This is a genomic window from Rhizobium sp. CAU 1783 (assembly GCF_054551725.1).
The window spans coordinates 156,068-176,660 of record NZ_JBTOLM010000004.1 but is presented as its reverse complement, the minus strand read 5'-3'; the positions used below and the strand labels follow the sequence as shown (position 1 = coordinate 176,660).

At 63.6% G+C, this 20,593-nt stretch carries 19 protein-coding genes, 1 tRNA gene and 2 riboswitches; of the genes, 5 read left to right on the top strand and 15 right to left on the bottom strand.

Annotated elements, in window-relative coordinates:
* The first annotated feature begins 93 nt into the window (after positions 1-93).
* Positions 94-840: a phosphatase PAP2 family protein gene (locus tag ACX93L_RS17255; protein ID WP_459405963.1), complete on the top strand. Its 747-nt coding sequence runs from the start codon at positions 94-96 to the stop codon at positions 838-840.
* A gap of 256 nt (positions 841-1,096) precedes the next feature.
* On the top strand, positions 1,097-1,972 hold the full coding sequence (locus tag ACX93L_RS17250; RefSeq protein ID WP_459405962.1) for an RNA polymerase factor sigma-32: 876 nt from the start codon (positions 1,097-1,099) through the stop codon (positions 1,970-1,972).
* A 46-nt stretch (positions 1,973-2,018) separates the two neighbouring features.
* Here the strand turns inward: ACX93L_RS17250 and ACX93L_RS17245 are convergent, their stop codons facing one another.
* The 4 genes from ACX93L_RS17245 to thiB all read right to left on the bottom strand — a co-directional run bounded on the left by ACX93L_RS17245 (position 2,019) and on the right by thiB (position 7,204).
* Positions 2,019-3,476: a M48 family metalloprotease gene (locus ACX93L_RS17245; RefSeq protein WP_459406246.1), complete on the bottom strand. Its 1,458-nt coding sequence runs from the start codon at positions 3,474-3,476 to the stop codon at positions 2,019-2,021.
* Between the two features lie 335 nt (positions 3,477-3,811).
* A complete protein-coding gene (locus tag ACX93L_RS17240; protein ID WP_459405961.1) occupies positions 3,812-4,540 on the bottom strand; it encodes a thiamine ABC transporter ATP-binding protein in 729 nt (242 codons plus the stop codon).
* Complete coding sequence (gene thiP / locus ACX93L_RS17235) at positions 4,530-6,176, bottom strand: thiamine/thiamine pyrophosphate ABC transporter permease (RefSeq protein ID WP_459406245.1); 1,647 nt, start codon at positions 6,174-6,176, stop codon at positions 4,530-4,532. The genes ACX93L_RS17240 and thiP overlap by 11 nt, the downstream gene beginning before the upstream one ends.
* A 2-nt stretch (positions 6,177-6,178) precedes the next feature.
* Positions 6,179-7,204 carry a thiamine ABC transporter substrate binding subunit gene (gene thiB / locus ACX93L_RS17230; protein WP_459405960.1) on the bottom strand — a complete coding sequence of 342 codons (1,026 nt, stop codon included), beginning with the start codon at positions 7,202-7,204 and terminating at the stop codon, positions 6,179-6,181.
* A gap of 45 nt (positions 7,205-7,249) precedes the next feature.
* Positions 7,250-7,365, bottom strand: a riboswitch (TPP riboswitch).
* Positions 7,366-7,560: 195 nt separating this feature from the next.
* Here thiB and ACX93L_RS17225 point away from each other — a divergent pair.
* The gene (locus ACX93L_RS17225; protein WP_459405959.1) at positions 7,561-9,360 is read left to right on the top strand and encodes an ABC transporter ATP-binding protein/permease; all 1,800 of its coding nucleotides are present in this window, start codon (positions 7,561-7,563) and stop codon (positions 9,358-9,360) included.
* 52 nt (positions 9,361-9,412) lie between these two features.
* Here the strand turns inward: ACX93L_RS17225 and ACX93L_RS17220 are convergent, their stop codons facing one another.
* From ACX93L_RS17220 to ACX93L_RS17195, 6 genes are all read right to left on the bottom strand, one after another.
* Complete coding sequence (locus ACX93L_RS17220; RefSeq protein ID WP_459405958.1) at positions 9,413-11,242, bottom strand: ABC-F family ATP-binding cassette domain-containing protein; 1,830 nt, start codon at positions 11,240-11,242, stop codon at positions 9,413-9,415.
* 2 nt (positions 11,243-11,244) lie between these two features.
* Positions 11,245-11,895 carry a thiamine diphosphokinase gene (locus tag ACX93L_RS17215; protein ID WP_459405957.1) on the bottom strand — a complete coding sequence of 217 codons (651 nt, stop codon included), beginning with the start codon at positions 11,893-11,895 and terminating at the stop codon, positions 11,245-11,247.
* 99 nt (positions 11,896-11,994) lie between these two features.
* Positions 11,995-12,186 (bottom strand): Trm112 family protein, encoded by a 192-nt coding sequence (locus tag ACX93L_RS17210; RefSeq protein WP_169593327.1) that lies wholly within the window; start codon positions 12,184-12,186, stop codon positions 11,995-11,997.
* Between the two features lie 11 nt (positions 12,187-12,197).
* Positions 12,198-12,881, bottom strand: a complete 684-nt coding sequence (locus ACX93L_RS17205; RefSeq protein WP_459405956.1) for an LON peptidase substrate-binding domain-containing protein — start codon at positions 12,879-12,881, stop codon at positions 12,198-12,200.
* Between the two features lie 110 nt (positions 12,882-12,991).
* Entirely contained in the window at positions 12,992-13,969 is a 978-nt protein-coding gene (gene trxA, locus ACX93L_RS17200) for a thioredoxin (RefSeq protein ID WP_459405955.1), read from the bottom strand.
* A 60-nt stretch (positions 13,970-14,029) separates the two neighbouring features.
* Entirely contained in the window at positions 14,030-14,536 is a 507-nt protein-coding gene (locus ACX93L_RS17195) for a prolyl-tRNA synthetase associated domain-containing protein (protein WP_459405954.1), read from the bottom strand.
* 275 nt (positions 14,537-14,811) lie between these two features.
* Here ACX93L_RS17195 and ACX93L_RS17190 point away from each other — a divergent pair.
* A tRNA-Gly gene (locus ACX93L_RS17190) sits at positions 14,812-14,886 on the top strand.
* Between the two features lie 141 nt (positions 14,887-15,027).
* Positions 15,028-15,795, top strand: coding sequence for an SDR family NAD(P)-dependent oxidoreductase (locus tag ACX93L_RS17185; protein WP_459405953.1), 768 nt, complete (start codon positions 15,028-15,030; stop codon positions 15,793-15,795).
* Positions 15,796-15,803: 8 nt separating this feature from the next.
* Here ACX93L_RS17185 and ACX93L_RS17180 read toward each other — a convergent pair whose 3' ends face one another.
* The 5 genes from ACX93L_RS17180 to ACX93L_RS17160 form a co-directional block, all read right to left on the bottom strand.
* Complete coding sequence (locus ACX93L_RS17180) at positions 15,804-16,817, bottom strand: aldose epimerase family protein (protein WP_459405952.1); 1,014 nt, start codon at positions 16,815-16,817, stop codon at positions 15,804-15,806.
* 27 nt (positions 16,818-16,844) lie between these two features.
* Positions 16,845-18,029 (bottom strand): vWA domain-containing protein, encoded by a 1,185-nt coding sequence (locus tag ACX93L_RS17175; RefSeq protein ID WP_459405951.1) that lies wholly within the window; start codon positions 18,027-18,029, stop codon positions 16,845-16,847.
* 5 nt (positions 18,030-18,034) lie between these two features.
* Entirely contained in the window at positions 18,035-18,487 is a 453-nt protein-coding gene (locus ACX93L_RS17170) for a GNAT family N-acetyltransferase (RefSeq protein WP_459405950.1), read from the bottom strand.
* Position 18,488: 1 nt separating this feature from the next.
* Positions 18,489-19,412, bottom strand: a complete 924-nt coding sequence (gene metA / locus ACX93L_RS17165) for a homoserine O-acetyltransferase MetA (protein WP_459405949.1) — start codon at positions 19,410-19,412, stop codon at positions 18,489-18,491.
* 76 nt (positions 19,413-19,488) lie between these two features.
* A riboswitch (SAM riboswitch) is annotated at positions 19,489-19,567 on the bottom strand.
* Positions 19,568-19,636: 69 nt separating this feature from the next.
* Complete coding sequence (locus ACX93L_RS17160) at positions 19,637-20,485, bottom strand: AAA family ATPase (RefSeq protein WP_459405948.1); 849 nt, start codon at positions 20,483-20,485, stop codon at positions 19,637-19,639.
* Positions 20,486-20,593 lie beyond the last annotated feature (108 nt).

Here is a 20,593-nt window from a genome sequence, read left to right as displayed (position 1 = left end):
CGCGGCAACCATCTTGCCGCGGCTGCATGCCGTTTGCGGAAACCCGAAGTTTTCCCGTCCTCCCGGCAGGCTTGAGCGGAGCGGAACAGAGACGTGAACGGCATCGACAAGATCAGGATCTGGCTGGAAAGACGCCGTGATCTCAACCGGCACCCGCCGGCCCCGCATTACTGGCAGATCTTCGCCGTCGTCGCCGCCAACCTGGTGGTCCTTTCCTTCCTGATTTTCGACAGTCCGGTCGGCGCTATCCGCCACAGGGACTTCTTCACTCGCTCGCTCGGCGAGATCATTACCGATTTCGGCAGTTCCGGCTGGATCCTCATCGCATCCGCCATGCTGTTCGTCTCGGGCCTTGCCTCCTCGCGCCTCGCCCGCAGTCTGAAGGAGCGTTTCCGCGCCCTCTATGCTGCACAGATCGGCGCCTATTTTTTCCTGGCGGTGGCGTTTTCCGGCCTTACCGCCAACATCCTGAAGCGGATCATCGGCAGGGCCCGGCCCGGCCAGTTCGACGACTGGGGCGCGTTCGGATTTTCCGCCTTCAGCGGCTCGAAGTTCGAAAGCTTCCCGTCCGGCCACGCGACGACCGTCGGCACCATATTCATGGTGCTCATCCTGCTCCTGCCGCGCTATCGGCTCGCCTTTGTGCTGCTCGCCCTCTGGATGGGCTTCAGCCGGGTCATGGTCGGTGCTCATTATCCGAGCGACGTGATCGCCGGCCTCTCCTATGGCGCATGGTGCGCCCTTTTGCTCGCCAATGTCTTCGCCCGCTACCGGCTCGTATTCATGCCGGATCCCAAAGACTGGCCGGTCCCGCGGTTCCGCCTCTTTCCCGCAGACTGACGTCTCGCCGGCGCACGCCTCGGCCATCACATCTGCGTGACACATCTGCAGTTTCATCTTTTCGCACTGACAGCGGCGAACCGAATCCCCACATCTTGCGTATTGTCAATCGAACAGTGACCTGGCCGGGCCGCATCTTGCCTTTTGCAAGATTTGTCCTACGCGCGATGGAACACGATCGGCCCCCGACCCGTTCATGCAGGAGTGACCGGACTTACGACCTTTTCGCCCAATCCTTTTGCCCATGGAGACGCCGATGAACGCCATGTCCGCCGACAGACACATCATCAAATTCGCTATGGCTCAGCCCTATCTGGAGCGCGAGGAGGAACTCGACCTCGCCATCCGCTGGAAGGACGATAACGATCAGGACGCCCGCAACCGCATTGCCCATGCCCACATGCGTCTCGTCATCGCCATGGCCGCCAAGTTCCGCGGCTTCGGCCTGCCGCTCAATGATCTGATCCAGGAGGGTTATATCGGCCTGTTGGAGGCGGCGGCCCGCTTTGAGCCCGCCCGCGAAGTGCGGTTCTCGACCTATGCCGGCTGGTGGATCCGTGCCTCGATGCAGGACTATATCCTGCGCAACTGGTCCATCGTTCGCGGTGGGACGAGCTCCTCGCAGAAGGCGCTGTTCTTCAACCTGCGCCGCCTGCGCGCCAAGCTCGCCCAGGGCGACAACCGCCTCAGCGAACAGGCCATCCATCAGGAAATCGCCTCGGCGCTGGGCGTCAGCCTCGCCGACGTGCAGTCGATGGACGCCCGCCTGTCGAGCGCCGACACCTCCCTCCAGACGCCCGTGATGGGCCGCAACGGCGAGGGCACCGAACAGCTGGACATGCTGGAAAGCGACGAACTGCCGCCGGACGAACAGGTGCGGGGCATCATCGACGGCGAACGTTGGCGCGGCTGGTTGCGCAACGCCATGACCGAACTCAACGAGCGCGAGAGCCGCATCATCGCGGCCCGACGCCTCTCCGAGGAAGGCGCGACCCTCGAGGAACTCGGCATGGAACTCGGGATTTCCAAGGAGCGCGTGCGCCAGATCGAGACCCGGGCGCTCGAAAAACTCAAGATGGCGCTGGCCCATTACGGACCGAAGAGCGGTCAGCCGCTCGAAATGGCCTTCTGAGGAAGTCCGACCCGAGAAAAAGGCCGTTTTCGACCGGCCTTTTCTGTCACTCCGAGATGATTTTGACCTTGCTGCCCGACGCCACCGTCGAGGTCGGCGTCAAGGCATTGATCAGCCGGAAAAGCTCCAGCTTGCGGTCCGTGCCCATCATCCGGGCCGAAAGCGTGCCGATATTGTCGTTCGCCCCGACCGTCAAGACGCGCACCCTCAGCGGCTTCAGAGAAGCGGCTTCCTGCGGCGTGATCCGGCGGAAGCTCGCACGCAGCTTGTCCGCCGTCGGGGCAAGTGCCGCGCTACCTCTCGGCACGGCCGTTAGGAAACGGAAGATCTGCGTGCCGATGCGGATCACCGTGATGTCGAAGTCCCAGCGCTCGGCGGTGGCGTGCGCGGTCGCGGCCTCTAGGCCGTTGACCGTGACCTCCTGGATCGTCTCGGGCAACAGGCCCGTCACCCAACCGCTGGAAATGTAGTTCTTGAGGCTGCGACGCTGGTTGTCGGACACGCCGTCGAAACGGATCGCGACGTCGCCAGGCCCGGTTGCCAGAACCGCCTCCACCTTGTTGTCGATCTGGAAGCCGTCCGGCACGTCGAAACGGATGCCGAGACTGCCATGCAGGAAGGTCTGCCCACGCACATAGCCCTCTTGCGGGCTGTCGCCATAGAGCAGGCCGTCGATACCCTTGAGATAGTAGTCGCGACCGGATTCGCCATGAGAGCCTTCCGGCCCGAAGGCCCGGGCGTGCCGGCGCGCAAGCTCCACGCGCTGCGGCGCGTTCGGATGGCTCGACAGGAAGTCGAGGCTCTGGTCCGCATCCGGATCGACGGAGGTGAAGTGGCTGTAGGCGGCCATTGAATCGAGGAAGCGGGCCGCCGCATAGGGGTCGTAGCCGGCCTCGCCGAGCGTGCGCACGCCGATGACGTCGGCCTGGAGCTCCTGCTGCCGCGAGAAGGCGGCGAGCCGGAGCTTGCCGCGGGCCAGCGCCTGCTTGCCGGCGAGATCGCTCGACAGAACCTCAGCCACCACGCGGCTGGCGATCACTTCGGCTTCCTCACGGCGCTGCCGCTCGATGCCGTGGTTCGCCGTGACATGGGCCATCTCGTGGCTGAGCACGGCCGCCACTTCCGAGGCATCGTTGGCCAGCGCCAGCAGGCCGCGCGTCACGTAGAGATAGCCGCCCGGCAGGGCAAAGGCATTGATCGCCGGGGAATTCAGGATGGTGATGCGATAGGACTGGTTCGGGTTTTCCGAAACCGCCGTCAGCGCGCCGGCAATCCGGGCGACCAGCTTTTCGGTGCGTTCATCGTGATATTCGCCGCCATAGCTCGCGACGATTCGCGGATGCTCGCGCGCACCCATCTGCGCGCGCGGGTCGTCCTTCTGCACTTCGTCGACGATCTGCGGATTGCTCGACGGACCAACGGTCGGCTCATAGGCTTGCTCGAAGATCGACTGGCAGGAGGACAGCACCAGCGAGGCGCACAGCACCGCCACGATGCCCGGCATTGCACCAGCCGAAAGGCTTCGCCGAACGCGGCTGAGACGCGATACGCCCTTAACGCCCATGACCTGCTTCCTGCCCCGATGACACCGTGCCTTCCCAACTCCTTTTGAAGCGCCCGACCGACCGACGCAACCTGAAAACGGATGAACCCTCAAGGCCGTGCGCCAGTGCGGCCCTTTTAACACCATTCATTAGATATGGATAAACTCGCATAGGGAAAAAAGAGGCGCGGGTCGAGAACAAGGAAACAAACAAGGGCCGGCATAGCGGTCGAGGTTTGAGCAAATGCCACTCGCGAGCGTCCAAAATAAGGCGGAACGACGCTTGAACGACCCCGCTAGGATGCTGATTCGCCGAGAAAAGCGGCGATTGCCGGCAGATCCGTCCGGGAGAAGAACACGTCGCGCGTTGCATGCAGCGCAATCCGGCCATGCTCCAGAAACAGGACGTCGGACGCAAGGCGAGCCACGTCCTGCGGGTCGTGCGTCACCAGCACGATGGTAAAGCCGGTTTCACGGTGAAGATCCGCCAGGAGATCGACCATCGCGGCGCGCAGGCCCGGATCGAGCGCGGCGAAAGGTTCGTCGAGAAGCACCACCGGCTTTTTCCTGACCAGCGCCCGGGCAAAGGCCGCGCGCTGCCGCTCGCCGCCCGAAAGCGTTGCCGGCATGCGCTTCTCCTGGCCTTGGAGCCCGACACGGACAAGCGCCGACGAGACCGACGCGCGATCCGCGGCCGTGAGCCGGAGGGCCGGGTCGATCCCCAGCCCGACATTGGTGAAGAGATCGAGATGGGCAAACAGGTTGTTGTCCTGGAACACCAGTGAGACAGGCCGAGCGGCGGGCAACCGCTCTGTTACGTCCTCGCCCTCGATACTGACCCGCCCCGTATCCGGCTGCTCGAAGCCGGCAATCAGGTTGAGCAACGTTGACTTGCCGGATCCCGAAGGTCCGACGATCGCGGTGATCTGACCGGCGGCGATGCGGCAGTCGAAGTGAAACTCGACACTCCCCAGCTTGCGCCCAACGTCTTCGAGCACCACCGCGCTTCCCGTTTCAGGCGGCATTGTCCCTCTCCCTTCTTCCCGTGCCGGACGTCCCTGCAAGGGCAAGCATCAGGCACACGATGCCCAGCACAAGCGCGAGCCCGTCGGCATCCTGGCTGCGATAGGCACCCATCCGGCTGTAGATCAGCCAGGGCAGCGTCGTGAGGTTTTCCGAGCCGAACAGCGCCACTGCCCCGAGATCGCCAAGCGACAGCGCCATGGCGAAGGAGAGTGCGGTCAGCACCGGTCGGCGCAGCACCGGCCAGTCCACCAGCCGAAGCCGCGCCATGCCGCGAATACCGAGACTGTCGATGAGGCGCGCACTTCGCAGCCGGTGCTCTTCGAAGGCGGGCGAAAGGACGCGCATGGCAAAGGGCAGCGCCATCAGCGCGTTGATACCGACGACGATCGCCGGCGCATAGGTCGCGGTATCCCCGAAACTGCGCAGAATCATGAACCAGCCTGTGGCGAGCACGGCGGTCGGCACGAGCAGGACGAGTGACGACACACCCGACAGCAGGACCGAGAGCGTATGGCCGAACAGCGGCGTCCGCTGCCCGCCATCGAGCCCCGCCCGCGCACGGATGATCGCGACCGCGACGGCAACGGAAAGCAGGGCCGCCGAAAACCCGATCGTGAGGCTTGTCAGCCCCGCCCGCCAGACGGCCTCCTCCCTGACGAGCTTCGAAAGATCGGCGCCGAAGCCTGCGACAACGACCTGGCCGAGCGGCAGCCCGAGGAAGAGCGCCGCAGCGACAATGACCACCCTGTCAGCGATGCGGGAGCGCAGGCTCCGACCGTCATAGCGGCGCGGCGCGGCTCCGGCCGTCATGCCCGGATCGGTCGGCACCGGGAAAAGCGCCATCACCCCGAGGATCGCCGCCGTCACGGCAATCTGCGCGAAGGCCAGGGAGACCGCGCGCACCGGATCGAAGTCGAAGCGCAGCGCCTGGTAGATCGCCACCTCGATCGTCGTCGCCGCCGGCCCGCCGCCGAGCACCAGAACCAGCGTGAAGCTGGTTGCACACAACATGAAGATCAGGCCGGCAATACCGGGGATGACGCGCGCGATCACCGGCCATTCGATGAAGCGGAAGGTCGAAAGGCTCCCCATTCCGAGGCTCGCCCCGGACCGCCAGTATTCCGCCGGAACGTTTTCCAGCCCGGCCAGCATCAGGCGGGCGGCGAGCGGCATGTTGAAGAACACATGTGCGATGAGGATGCCGAAAAGGCCGTAGATGCCGAAACGGCCGTCCGCGCCCAGCGCAACGAACAGGTCGTTGACCAGCCCCTGCCGTCCCCAGATCCCGACAAGGCCGAGCGCGCCGATCAGCACCGGCAGCCCCATCGGCACCGCCATCAGGCGGATAAGCCAGGCCCGCCCGGGAAAACGGGGCTGCCGGGCCAGTGCACGGGCGACCGGGATCGCGCCAAGGATCGAGAAGAGGGTCGACAGCACAGCCTGCAGCAGCGTGAACCGCAGGACAGAGCGAACCACGGGATCGCTGAATATGGACACCGGCGAGGTTTCGCTGCCGATCCTCAGCAGGGAGACGATCGCCGTTCCGACGAAGGCGCCGATCAGTGCGAGCACGACAAGGCCGCCGGCAAAGGCCGGCAGCCACCTGCGTCCCGGGGATCGGAACCCGGCCGCCATGATCAGTTGAGCGTCATGGCCGCGAGCCACTCGTCGATCCAGGCTTTGCGATGCTCGGCCACCTCTTCAGGGCTCATCAGATAAGTCTTGGACGGCTTCACCAGCGTGTCGAAGGCCGCCGGCAGCGGTTCGGAGGTCGCCGTCGCCGGCATCATCCAGTTGTTGGTGGCGATCGTATCCTGGAAGCCGGGCGTCACCATGAACTGCAGGAACTGCCGGGCGAGGTCCCTTTCCGGTCCCGACTTCAGGATGCCGGCCACCTCGATCTGGACGTAGTGGCCTTCGGCAAAATCGGCAGCCTGGTAGCGCTCGGTGTTTTCGGCAACCATGTGATAGGCGGGCGATGTCGTGTAGGAGAGCACCATCGGCGCCTCACCCTTGGTGAACAGGCCATAGGCCTCAGACCAGCCGGGAGTGACGGTCAGCACGCGGTCCTTGAGCTTGGTCCAGGCTTCCGGCGCCTTGTCGCCATAGACCGACTTGACCCAGAGCAGCAGGCCGAGACCCGGCGTCGAGGTGCGCGGATCCTCAATGACGATCTTCTCTGCCGGATTGCCCTCAACCAAGTCCTTGAGGCTCTTCGGCGGGTTCTTCAGTGTTTCGCTGTCGTAGACAACCGCGAAGTGGCCGTAGTCATAGGGAACGAAGGTGTCGTCGGAGAAGCCGCCCGGCACCTTGACTGCAGTGGTGTCGATGCCGTGGGCCTCAAACAGACCGGTCGCCTTGGCTTCCGCGACCAGGTTGGTGTCGATGCCGAGCACCAGATCGGCCTTGCTGCCCTCGCCTTCGAGCTTCAGGCGGGTGAGGAGCGCCACGCCATCGGCGACGCCGACGAAATCGACCGTGCAGGCGCAGCCCTTCTCGAAGGCCTCCTTGACCTTCGGGCCTGGACCCCATTCGGAGATGAAGCTCTCATAGGTGTAGATGGTTAGCTTCTTGTCGGCGGCATGGGCCGCAGGCGCCGAAAGCGCTGCGATCGCAAAGATTGCGGCAAGGCCGCGACGAAGATGGTGGTGACAGGTCGGCATGATGCGCCCCTCCTCTGCATGTTGAAAAATCGGGATAGGGCGTCTTTGATCTACGCGTCTAATCCCTCCGCCGGTGTTAGCCGGATCAGGTTCCGCGGGTTGGCCGTTCGCCTCTCAGCCAATCGTCCGTCGCCGGAAGAAGGGCACCCCGTTAGAGCAGGAAGAGACATAACGTGCCGACGCGCGGCTTGCAAGCCGCAGCCAATCCTCGCCGCTCGGGACTTCCCGTGCGAAAACCCTTTGCCAACCTCTTTGGTCTAGAATGGCCCCGTGGACGGCCCGATATTGACAGCCCGCATGGACATCCCGTCCCGGCATGGTATCTGATGGGGCCGAGACGGCGAGAAACTGACTGCATGTTCAATTCGGTACCCGATATCCCTGCGCCGGATGCACCGGCCACTGCGACGATCGAGATCAGTTTTCGACGGCAACTCGCCATAGCCGCGGCGTCTTTCTGGGCCTCGCCGGTTCGCAACCGCATAATGCTTCTCGCCACGGCGCTGCTGGCAATCATTCTCCTGACGGCGTACGGCCAGATCCTGCTGAACAGCTGGAACGCACCGTTCTACAATTCACTCGAACGCCGCGACCTCGATGCCTTCATCGCCGAGCTCGGCAATTTCGCCAAGATCGCCGGTTTCCTTTTGCTCCTGAACGTCATCCAGACCTGGCTCAACCAGATGACCGCGCTCTACATGCGCGAGGGCCTGGCGCGCAACGTGGTCGACGAATGGCTGACGGATCGGCGGGCCTATCTCCTGATGATGACGAGCCCGCTCGGCGTTAATCCCGACCAGCGCCTGCACGAGGACGCCCGCAAGCTCGCCGAAATGACCACGTCGCTGACGATCGGCCTGGTTCAGGCAACCATCCTACTTGTGAGCTTCATCGGCGTCTTGTGGCAGCTGTCGAGTGGCTTCGTCTTCCATTTTCGAGACTACAGCTTCTCGATACCCGGCTACATGGTCTGGGGCGCCGTTGCCTATGCCGGCATTGCCTCGCTGTTCAGCCAGGTCGTCGGATGGAAGCTGACCCGCCTCAATGCCGAGCGTTACTCCAACGAGGCCGAACTGCGCTTCTCGCTGATGCGCGCCAACGAAAACCTCGAGGCAATCGCACTTGCCGGCGGCGAGGAGACCGAGCGCCGCCATATCCACGACAAACTCGATGCGGTGCTGCGCTCCATCCGGGCGCTCGCCACGGCGCTCACCAACCTGACCTGGGTCACCGCCGGCTTCGGCTGGCTTGCCATCCTGGTGCCGATCCTGATCGCGGCTCCCGCCTATTTCGCCGGAACCATGACCTTCGGCGGGCTGATGATGGCGGCGGCCGCCTTCAACCAGGTGCATTCGGCGCTGCGCTGGTATGTCGACAATTTTGGCGCCATCGCCGACTGGAAGGCAGCTCTGCTGCGCGTCTCGACCTTGCGCGCGGCGCTCATCGACATGGATGTCAGCCCGCGCGAAGGCCAGATCGTCGTCCTGCGCGGCGAACCCGAACGCCTGACGCTCGAGGCGGTGTCGATCGCCTCCCATGTCGACGGCGACTGCGAGCAGGACGGCTTCCGGATCAAGGAAGGCAGTCCGACCATCGCCTTCGGCGAGCGCGTGATGATCAATGGCGACCAGGGCGTCAACCGCAGGCTGCTGTTCAACGCCATCGCCGGCCTTTGGCCCTATGGCAAGGGCCGCATTCTCCTGCCCCGGGAGGACGACATCCTGTTCGTTCCCCAGCTGGAATACCTGCCCGAAGGCAAGCTCAGAAGCGTTCTCGCCTACCCGCTCGCCTCGGCCGCCTTCACGGACGAAGCGATGATCGCATCGCTGCAGCGCGTCGGCCTCGGACGTCTCGTCGGCAGGCTTGACGAACGCGCTCGCTGGGACCGATTGCTCGACAAGGATGAACAGATGGCCATCGCCTTTGCCGGCCTCTTGCTGCGCAAGCCGCGATGGGTCGTGCTGAACGATGTTCTGGAAGGACTCGAACCGGATACCGTCACTCGGTTGTCCGGCGTGCTGGCCGAGCTATCCGGATCGACCCTCGTCTATATCGGCCGCTCCGGCGCATTCTACGACACGCTTTCGCCGAACCTTCTGCACCTGGAACGGATCCATTGCGAGCCGCTGCAAGAGCCGGCGCCCCAAGCGGGCTGAGACCCCGCCATCCACCCCGCATGCGAGCGTCGGCATAGAGGACAGGAAAGCCTCAGCCTTCCAGTTCCTCACGCAGCATTTCGAGCTCCAGCCATTCCTCTTCCATGCGGATAAGGTCGGCGCGCAGCTTCTCGGTCTCGGCGGCAAGCTTGTTGAACGTCGCCGGATCCTTGGTGAAGAGGTTCGGGTCGGCCATCTTCGCCTCGCGTGCAGCGATTTCCTTCTCCGTCTTCTCCATCTCCTTCGGCAGGTTCTCCAGCGCAAATTTCTGTTTGTAGGAGAGCTTGCCCTTGGCCCTTCCGCCACCGTCCGCCGGCTTGGCCGATGTCTCGGCGGATTTCGCCTTCTCGGCCTTCTCCGCCCGCTTGCGCTCGTCTTCGGCGCCCTTGCGCTGCGCCAACATGTCGGAATAGCCGCCGGCATATTCGATCCAGCGGCCGTCAGGGGCCTCCGGATTGGCCGGTGCGATCGTCGAGGTCACGGTGCGGTCGAGGAAGTCGCGGTCATGGCTGACCAGGATGACCGTGCCGGAATAGCCGGCAACAATCTCCTGCAACAGGTCGAGCGTCTCGATATCGAGGTCGTTGGTCGGTTCGTCAAGAATCAGGAGGTTCGACGGCCTGGCCATCATTCGCGCCAGCATCAGCCGCGCCCGCTCACCGCCCGACAGGTTGCGGATCGGCGTGCGCGCCTGCTCCGGCTGGAACAGGAAGTCCTTCATGTAACCGGTAACATGCTTCTGCTCGCCGTTGACGAGCAGGTTTTCGCCGCGTCCGTCGGTCAGGTAGTGCGCCAGCGTATCGTCGGGGTTCAGGTCCTCGCGCTTCTGGTCGAGCACGGCGATCTCGAGATTGGTGCCAAGCTTGACGGTTCCCGCATCGGGCGCAAGCTGGCCCGTCAGCATCTTGAGCAGCGTCGTCTTGCCCGCGCCGTTCGGGCCGATCAAGCCGATGCAGTCGCCGCGATGCACCCGGATGGAGAAGGGCGACACAATGGTCCGTTCCCCATAAGACTTGGTGATCTTGTCCGCCTCTATGACCAGCTTGCCGCTTTCCTTGCCTTCGGTGACGCTGGCCTGGATCGTGCCCTGCGGCCCCTTGTGGCCGCGATATTCGGCGCGCAGCGCCTGCAGGTTACCGAGACGCCGCATGTTGCGCTTGCGCCTTGCGGTCACGCCGTAGCGCAGCCAATGCTCTTCGCGCTGGATCTCCTTGCCGAGCTTGTGCTGCTCGATCTCTTCTTCCTCGAGCACCTTGTCGCGCCATTCCTCGAAATGAGCGAAACCCTTGTTGAGCCGGCGCGAAAGCCCGCGGTCGAGCCAGACGGTCGCGGTCGATACCTTCTCGAGGAAGCGGCGGTCGTGGCTGATCAGCACCAGCGCACTGCGCGACTTGGCCAACTCCCCTTCCAGCCATTCGATGGTCGGCAGGTCGAGGTGGTTGGTCGGCTCGTCCAGCATCAGGATGTCGGGTTCCGGCGCCATGACGCGGGCGAGCGCCGCCCGACGCGCCTCACCGCCCGACAGGCTCTTCGGGTCCTCTTGGCCGGAAAGGCCGAGATGGTCGAGGATGTAGGTGACGCGATAGGGGTCATCGCCCGGCCCAAGCCCCGCCTCGCAGTAGGCCTGAACGGTGGCATAACCGGAAAAGTCAGGTGCCTGTTCGAGATAGCGGATCGTCGAGGCCGGATGGCGGAACACCTCGCCCGACTGGGCCTCCACCATGCCGGCGGCGATCTTCATCAGCGTCGACTTGCCGGACCCGTTGCGTCCGACCAGGCAGATCCGGTCGCCGGGCTCGACCTGAAGGCTGGCGCCGGCAAGCAGCGGCGTGCCCCCGAAGGACAGGAAAATATCGTCGAGTTTGAGAATGGGAGGTGCCAAGATCAAGCTCCGGAAAGGTCATAGGGGCGGGCGAGGATCACGGCGTCACCGCTTTTCAGGGAAAAGGACACCGGCCCCTCGGCCACGTTGGAAATCGTTCGCGACGAACCGAACGGCAGGACGAAGTCATCGAGCGGATAGCGCGCATTGGTGATGGAAAGGCCGGCAAGCGGCGAAAACCCGAGAATCGAGAACAGCGAGCCTTTGGGCAGGTCGATCGTCAGCGTATCGCGCAGCAGCGGAAAGGCCTCCTCCACGCCCGAGCTCATCATCACGTCGATGCCGGCCTTCGCGAGCGCCACTCCGGACAGAAGATGCATCAGCGCATGGTCGGATCGCTCGCCGCCGAGCGCACCGGCCAGCACCAGCCGTTCTGCCCCGCGCGCAAGCGCTTCTTCGACCGCGATCTCGCCGTCGGTCGCCGCCTTCTGGGCCGGATAGGGCAGCCGCGGCACGTCGGGAAAATCCTCGATCGCAAGATCGGCCGAGCTGTCGAAGTCGCCGACCCAGAGCTCAGGTGAAAGCCCGAGCACGCCCGCATGCCGCATGCCACCGTCCGCGGCGATCGCACGGCTTCCCGCGACCGCGGCTTTCAGCCGTTCGGTCGGGTCGAGCGCGCCGCCCAGAAGGATGGTGAAGGTCGTCTTCGTCATGAAGAGAGCCCTTAACCCATCTGGCGGCAAAAGGGAAAGTGGTTCGTCACAGGCAGGGAACCGCGAAGGAGAACCGGTCTCGAAAACGGCACTGTCCGTTCAGGTCTCGAGCTTGCGTGCCTCGGAAACGAGCATGATCGGAATGCCGTCGCGGATCGGATAGGCGACGCCGGCGCGCGCGGAGACAAGCTCGTTGCGGTCGCGGTCATAAGAAAGCCGTCCCTGCGTCAACGGACAGACGAGCAGTTCGAGAAGCTTGACGTCGACCTTGCTGAGCCGTTCATCCGTCATCGGTCGAGAGCCTATTGCAGGACGGTGTCGGCATCGCCGAAGGATCGGGCGAGCACGAATTCGGTGATCGCGATCAGTGTCTCGGCGCGGCTCTTCAGGTCCGGCGCTTCAAGAAGCGCCTGCTTCTCCGCAGGCCCGAAGGGCGACATCATCGACAACGAGTTGACCAGCGTGATGTTGCTGGCCCGCTCCACGCTTTCCCAGTCCGCTTCCAGCTTGTTGGCATCGAGATAGGCGCGGAAGGCCGCGAGCAACCCGTCGCGGTCCACGGTCGATTCTTCCTCGGCGCTCGCGAGATCGGCGATGAAGGGGGCGATGTTGAAGCTGCGATAGGGTTTTCCCGCCACATGGGCCTCCTCCATCAGGCGGAAGCGACAGATGCCGCCGAGCGAGGCGATGTAGCGCCCGTCACCGGTCTCGGTGAGCGAGGTGATGCGACCGATGCAGCCGACCTGGCAGAGCGGAGCACGCTCGGGGAGGATGTTGTCCGTCAGCCCCTCGTTGAGGGCGGGCTGGATCATGCCGATCAGCCGGTTGCCGGCCATTGCCGCATCGAACATGGCGAGATAGCGCGGCTCGAAGATGTTGAGGGGGAGTTGTCCACCGGGGAGCAGGAGCACCCCGGCAATCGGAAAGACCGGAAGCACGTCCGGAAGATCGTTCTCTGTCAGGTATCTGGCATTGCCCACTTGCATGGATCTTCACCCTGTCCGGCCCGGACTGGGCCGTAACCTAAGCTTAATTTGGATCTTTGTGCGCAAAACTCAAGGGCGAAGCCGCCCTTGGGTCCCACGAATCACGATCCTCACGAAAACAGGATCGACGAAAGCTTGCGGCGTGCCATCGCAGTTGCCGGATCCTTGGGCCCCCAGACATCGAAGAACTGCAGGAGCTGGCGTCGTGCGCCGTCGTCGTCGAAGCTGCGGTCGCGCTTCATGATCAGGAGCAGGTGTTCCGCCGCCTCTTCGCGCCGGCCTTCGACATTACGGATCTTGGCGAGCTTCATGCGCGCCTCGTGATCGTCGGGGTCCAGTGCCAGCGCGTGTTCGAGCGCCACGGGATCACCGAGCTTGCGGGCTTCCTCGATCTGTTCGATCTTCTTGCCGATCGCCTGGATCTCCGGCGCGTTGCCCTGTTCGTCGGGCATGCCGGCGATCAACTGCTTGGCGCGGTCGTGCTGGCCGGCAGCGATCATGCACTCGGCCATGCCGGCAGCCGCCTTGGCATTGTCGGGGGCGGCCTGCAGGACGGCGCCGTAGAGCTGCGCAGCGCCCTGGAGATCGCCATTCGCCAGAAGCGTCGCGGCCTCCTCGAGCACGGCTTCGATCTCGGCAGCCTCGTCGGCGCCGGCGGGACCTGCAATCTTGTCGATGAACTGGCGGATCTGGCTTTCCGGCACCGCACCCATGAAGCCATCGACAGGGCGGCCGCCGACAAAGGCGACAACGGCCGGGATCGACTGGATGCCGAGCTGGCCGGGGATGGCCGGATGATCATCAATGTTGAGCTTGACCAGCTTCACCCGGCCCTGCGCTTCATTGACGACCTTCTCGATGACCGGTGCGAGCTGCTTGCAGGGACCGCACCAAGGCGCCCAGAAATCGACCAGAACCGGCTGGTTGCGGCTCTCCTCGAGAACGTCCTTTGCAAAGCCTGCGGTCGTGGTGTCCTTGATCGCGGCCGCCGCGGAAGTGCCCGCCGCCGGCGCAGCAGCGCCGCCGAAATGCGCCTGTCCCGTCATCTGCCCGCCGAAACCGCCATAGGGATTGCTGTTGTCGCTCATCGATTGTCTCCCGCACCTTTTCGAGCCCCGACGGGCCGCTTTTGCCGCTAAGATCGTATGTCAGGCCGTGACTTTCAAGACAAGCGGCGTGTGACCCGTCGCCTCCATGAAACGGATCAGGTCCTCCCGCCCGATCGAGGTCGTGGCATCGTTCGAAAGCGGATGGCCGTTGATGATGTCGTGCTCCATCAGATCCTTGTCGAGGACGAAGGTCACATTGTGGCCGGTGTCGTTGATCGCGCCGAAGGCGGTCACCGCACCCGGAATGACGCCGAGATACTCCATCAGCTTTTCCGGCTTGCCGAACGAGACCTTGCTCGCGGCACCTATCAGCGTGTGCACGGTCTTGAGGTCGACCACGGCGTTCTCCTCGACAGTTAGCAGGAAGAACTGGTCCTTCTTGTCCTTGACGAACAGGTTCTTGGTGTGACCACCCGGGATCTCGTCGCGCAGCGCCACCGACTCGGCGACGGTGAAGACCGGCTCGTGATGCTTCGTCTTGTGCTCGATCTTCAGGTCGTCGAGGAAGCGGTAGAGGTCTTCTGCGGTCTTGGGCGCGGTGGTCATCGATGGTCTCTTCTCGTTGAAACGGGCAATGGGCGGGCCGCAAGCGGACCGGCGAAGGAGTGATACCGTCCACCCCCCGGACTTGGCAATCGTCGCGGATCGGCGAAATGCCGCGTTTGCAGGGCTTTGCGGAAGCCGCACCGACCCGCCGCACTTTTTCTCGAAAATTTCGTCATTTCCCTGTTGCATTTGAAAAATGGTTGGGCCATATAGCGCCCGTCGCCGCAAGACGGACGGCCTTCGATCCACCGACTACCCCCGGATCGTCGATATGAGCGGGTGTAGCTCAGGGGTAGAGCACAACCTTGCCAAGGTTGGGGTCGGGCGTTCGAATCGCCTCACCCGCTCCAGTTTCTTCTCCCGGAAGAAATCAGAACAGACTTAAATTTCCGGCTTGGCTCCGACCTTTCGGTTTGCTGTTTTTTCACCCCCGTCTATCCGCCTCCGTTTTTTGTCCTATAGTTCCCTAGGCTTTCAGGGGGAAACAAAACATGGCTGGCAGGCTTCAGGGTAAGATCGCAATCGTTTCGGGCGGTGCGACCGGCATGGGAGGAGCGGCATCGAAGCTCTTCGCGGCCGAGGGCGCGAAGGTCGCCATCATCGACCGTAACGGCGAGGAAGCCGCAAAGACGGTCGCCGCGATCCGCGATGCGGGCGGCGAGGCCGAGAGCTTCGTCGCGGACGTCTCGGACGAAGAGGCGGTGAACGCCGCCGTGCGCGGCGTCGAGGCGCGTTTCGGCGCAGTGACTGTGCTCTTCAACCACGCCGGCACGATCGTCATCAAACCATTCCTCGAAACCACGCTCCAGGAATGGGACTGGCTGCATGCGGTCAACGTCCGCTCCATGTTCCTGATGACGAAGGCTGTTCTGCCGGGCATGATCGCCGCCGGCGGCGGCTCGATCGTCTGCACCTCCTCGATCTCTGCCGTGGCGGCAACGCCGATGGAAGTGCTCTATGACACGACCAAGGGCGCCGTGCACATGTTCGCCCGCGCGATCGCCGTGGAGTTCCGCGACCGCAACATCCGCTGCAACGCAGTCTGCCCCGGCTTCATCCGCACGCCGCACGGGCTTCGCGAGGTAGCCGAACTCACCGCCTACGGCGTCGACGTCTCGGAAGCCGCGATCGCCGCCCAGCAGGGCCGCATCGGCGAACCCGAGGACGTGGCCCGCGCGGCGCTTTATCTGGCAAGCGACGAGTCGGCCTTCGTCAACGGCGTGCACCTCTTCGTCGACAACGGCTTCACGGCGATCTGAGGCCCGACTCAGCTTTTGGTGAACACGTAGTCCGTTTCCTGGCGCAACACCATGCCGGGCCGGAGGACCGCGGCCGGGAAGTCCGGATGGTTGACGGCATCCGGCCAGATCTGTGTCTCCAGGCAGAAGCCGGCATAGGGACCGTAGGTCCGGCCTTCCAGCCCCGGCACCGGCACGTCGAGATAGACGCCGGCGTAGAACTGTACGCCCGGCTCGGTCGTGCGCACTTCCATGGCGACGCCGGAGTTGATGCTGCGCACCAGCGCGATCGAATGCTTGACCCCGCGTTCGCGCGTGAGGCAGAAATTGTGGTCGAAGGGAACCTGCTTGCCGTCCTCCTCACGGGCGATCGGAGCGGCACTGCGGAAATCGAAGGCGGTTCCCGCGACCGCCCGGACTTCGCCGGTCGGGATCAGGTCCTGATCGACCGGCAGATAATGGTCGGCGGCGATCATCAGGTCATGGCCGAGAATGTCGTCGCGGCCGTCGAGATTGAAATAGGAATGCTGGCAGACATTGGCGATGGTGGCTCGGTCCGCCGAGCTCTCGTAAACGACGGAAAGCACGCCCTCCGCCTTCAGCGCGTAGGTGGCGCGGATTACACAATTTCCCGGATAGCCGGCCCGGCCGTCCGGATCGACCACCTCGAGCGTGACATGATCGCTACCCTGATCGACGATCGACCAGTTCTGCTGCGCCATGCCGGTGGAGCCGCCGTGCAGATGGGTGACGCCGCGCTCATTGCATTCGAGCTGGTAGTCGACGCCGTCTATGGAAAAGCGTCCATGCGCGATCCGGTTGGCGCACCGGCCGGGAGTCGCGCCGAAATAGGGCGAATGGCGCTCGTAATCCTCGAGGCGCTCGAAGCCGAGCACCAGAGGCGCGGCATGGCCGTCGAGCCGCAGGTCCTGGATCGTCGCGCCGAGGGTGATGATCCTGGCCGTCAGGCCTCCGCCGGACAGCGTGACGCGCCGGACCGCTTCACCGGCCTCGGTGGTGCCGAACACTTCGCTGCCTGCCATTTTGGTTCTCCTCCGCCTTTCGGCTGTTTATCGTGCGAGCTCGCGCGCAGCCTCTTCCAGCCCGCCAAGCGTCAGCGGAAACATGCGCCCGCCCATCAGGCGCCGGATCAGCCCGACCGAAGCTGTGTAGGTCCAGCGCTCCTGGCTGAGCGGGTTGATCCACAGGCTGCGGCGGAAGTGCCCGGTCAGCCGGTCGACCCAGACGGCGCCCGCCTCCGCGTTCCAGTGCTCGACAGACCCGCCGGAATGGGTGATCTCGTAGGGGCTCATCGAGGCGTCGCCAACGAAGATCAGCCGGTAGTCAGAGCCATAGGTGCGGATGACGTCGGCGGTCGGGATGACCTCGGCCATGCGGCGGCTGTTGTCCTTCCAAACCCGCTCATAGGGGCAGTTGTGGAAGTAGAAGTAATCCATGTGCTTGAATTCGGACCGGGCCGCCGAGAACAGCTCCTCGACGGTGCGGATATGGTCGTCCATCGAGCCGCCGACATCGAAGAACATCAGGAGCTTCACGGCATTGCGGCGCTCGGGCTGCGTCTTGAAGTCGAGATAGCCGTGTTCGGCCGTGGCGCGGATCGTCCCGGTAAGGTCGAATTCCTCCGCCGCCCCCTCGCGGATGAAGCGGCGCAGGCGCCTCAGCGCCACCTTGATGTTGCGAGTGCCGAGCTCCACCGTATCGTCGAGATTGCGGAACTCGCGCTTGTCCCAGACCTTGACCGCGCGGCGATGGCGGCTCTCGTCCTGGCCGATCCGCACGCCTTCCGGATTGTAGCCATGGGCGCCGAAGGGCGAAGTTCCCGCCGTGCCGATCCATTTCGAGCCGCCCTGGTGGCGCTCCTTCTGCTCGGCCAACCGCTGCCTGAGCGTCTCCATCAGCTTTTCGAAACCGCCAAGCGCCTCGACCAGTTTCTTGTCCTCGTCCGACAGGTGCTTTTCGGCGAGCTTCCTCAGCCATTCTTCCGGGATCGGCACGCTATCCACGCCGTCCCCACCCGAAGCCGCCTCCAGCCCGCCGAAGATCTTGGAAAAGACCCGGTCGAAACGGTCGATATGGCGCTCGTCCTTCACCAGCGCTGTCCGGGCAAGGAAGTAGAAGGCCTCCGTGTCGAACGCGGCCAGTCCCTTCTCCATGCCCTCGAGAAGAGCCAGGAACTCCCGGAGCGTGACCGGAACCTTCGCTTCTTTGAGATTGAGGAAGAAGGGGATGAACATCGCCGTCAGAAATTCTTCTGGTAGATGATGAAGGGCGTCTTCTCAGCGATCCGATCGTAGAGCCGGCGCGCGGTCGCATTAGACTCCTGCGTCATCCAGTAGACCTCCTTCGACCCTTCGGCGCGAGCCCTCTCGTACACCTCTTCGATCAGCGCGCGGCCGACACCACTGCCGCGGATCTCTGGATCGGCATAGAGATCCTGAAGATAGCAGATGTTATCGATATGCCAGCAGGACCGATGGAAGAGATAATGTGCAAGGCCCACGGGCCGACCATCAACGAGGGCCACGAGGCCGCGATAGTCTCCGGCCTCGTTTTCGGTCAGCCGCGCAAACGTCGTGGCATAGATCTCTTCCGGCAGTTCCGTCTTGTAGAAGGCGAGATAGTCCTTCCACAGGCGACGCCAGACGGTTTCGTCCTCGGCGAGAAGTGATCGTATCTCCACATTGCCAGCCATGTCAGCGCTCCAGCCCGATGTCCTGCAGATCATACGGCGTCATCTGGTAAATTTCGTTGATCCAGTTGCCGAACAGCAAGTGGGCGTGGCTGCGCCAGCGGTTGAGCGGCGCGATTGTCGGATCGTTGTGCGGGAAATAGTCGTGCGGCATCTTGATCGGCTGGCCGGCGTTCACGTCACGGAAATACTCGTCGGCGAGCGAGGTCGAATCATATTCGACGTGATTGAACATGTAGAGCCGGTTGGCGCGCTTCTCGTGCACCAGGCAGACGCCCATCTCGTCGGATTCCATTAGGATCTCGAGCGACGGCACCTTCTCGATGTCGGCACGGCGCACCTCGGTCCAGCGCGACACAGGCACCTGGAAGTCGTCGGAAAAGCCATTGAGGTAGACCGAGGACGGCGCGAGGTTGCGATGGCGATAGACGCCGAACGCCTTCTGCTTCAGCGCATGCTTGGGCACCTTGTGGAAATGGTAGATGGCGGCCATCGCCCCCCAACAGACATTCATCGTCGAATGGACGTTGGTCTCGGTCCAGTCGAAGATCTGCTCCATCTCGCTCCAGTAGGTGACGTCCTCGTACTCGAGCGTCTCGACCGGGGCGCCGGTGATGATGAAGCCGTCGAACTTGCGGCCCTTCACCTCTTCCCAGGTCTGGTAGAAGGAAAGCAGGTGTTCTTCTGAGGTGTTCTTGGCCTTGTGGCCGCCGACCCTGACGAGGCTGAGTTCGACCTGCAGCGGCGAAGCGCCGATCAGGCGGGCAAACTGGACCTCGGTCTTGATCTTGTTTGGCATGAGGTTGAGCAGGCCGATCTGCAGCGGGCGAATGTCCTGGCGGACGGCCACCGTCTCGGTCATCACCCGCACACCCTCGTGGACGAGGGTTTCGAAGGCGGGCAGCGTATCGGGTATCCTGATCGGCATCGTTTCATTCCCAGCATCGGCGGCAAAACCGCAAAATAAAACCGGCGGCGAGAAATCGCGACCGGTGCACGGGAAAATACGACTTTCCTCGGCCCCTTTAGCGACTTCTTTAACGTGGCTGCAAGCCGGCCGGCCAAATCACCACGGGACGATCCTAGATAGCTTTCCCGCCGCGGCGGGTCAACGAAAAAGGATATTGCGCCGCGGCCGGCAAGAACGGAACGTCAGCCCTGGCGCCCCTCACGACGCGCCATGAAAGCCAGCCGTTCGAAGAGATGCACATCCTGCTCGTTCTTGAGGAGCGCGCCGTGCAGCTTGGGCAGGGCCTGTTTCGGATCGACACGCAGGTCGGCGGGATCGACATCCTCGGCCACCAGCAGCCGGATCCAGTCGAGGGCCTCCGAGGTCGAGGGCTTCTTTCTCAGGCCCGGCGTCTCGCGGATCTCATAGAACTGGGTGAGTGCCGAGCGGATCAGCGCCTGCTTGATGCCCGGATAGTGGACCTCGACGATGCGCGAGAGCGTTTCGGCGTCGGGGAAACGGATATAGTGGAAGAAGCAGCGGCGCAGAAACGCGTCCGGCAGTTCCTTCTCGTTGTTGGAGGTGATGATGACGATCGGCCTCACCTTCGCCTTCACCGTCTCGCCGGTCTCGTAAACATGGAATTCCATGCGGTCGAGTTCCTGCAGGAGGTCGTTCGGGAACTCGATGTCGGCCTTGTCGATTTCGTCGATCAGGAGGACCGTCTTGCGGCCTGCGGCAAAGGCCTGCCACAGCTTTCCCTGGCGGATATAGTTGCGAACATCGTTGACCCGCTCGTCGCCAAGCTGGCTGTCGCGCAACCGCGAGACCGCGTCATACTCGTAGAGGCCCTGCTGCGCCTTCGTCGTCGACTTGATGCTCCACTCGATCATGTCGAGGCCAAGCGCCGCGGCCACCTGGCGGGCAAGCTCGGTCTTGCCCGTGCCGGGTTCGCCCTTCACCAGCAGCGGACGCTCGAGTGCGATTGCCGCATTGACAGCGACCATCAGGTCCTTGTCGGCGATATAGTCGGCGGTGCCGGTAAACTGCATGGGTCTTGTTCCTGAACTCTCGGGTCGCGGTGAACCTAGTGACGGTCACACGGCGCCGCAAGATGGGCTTTCGGCGGGATCGGCACACACCCTGGCGACGGCGTTGCC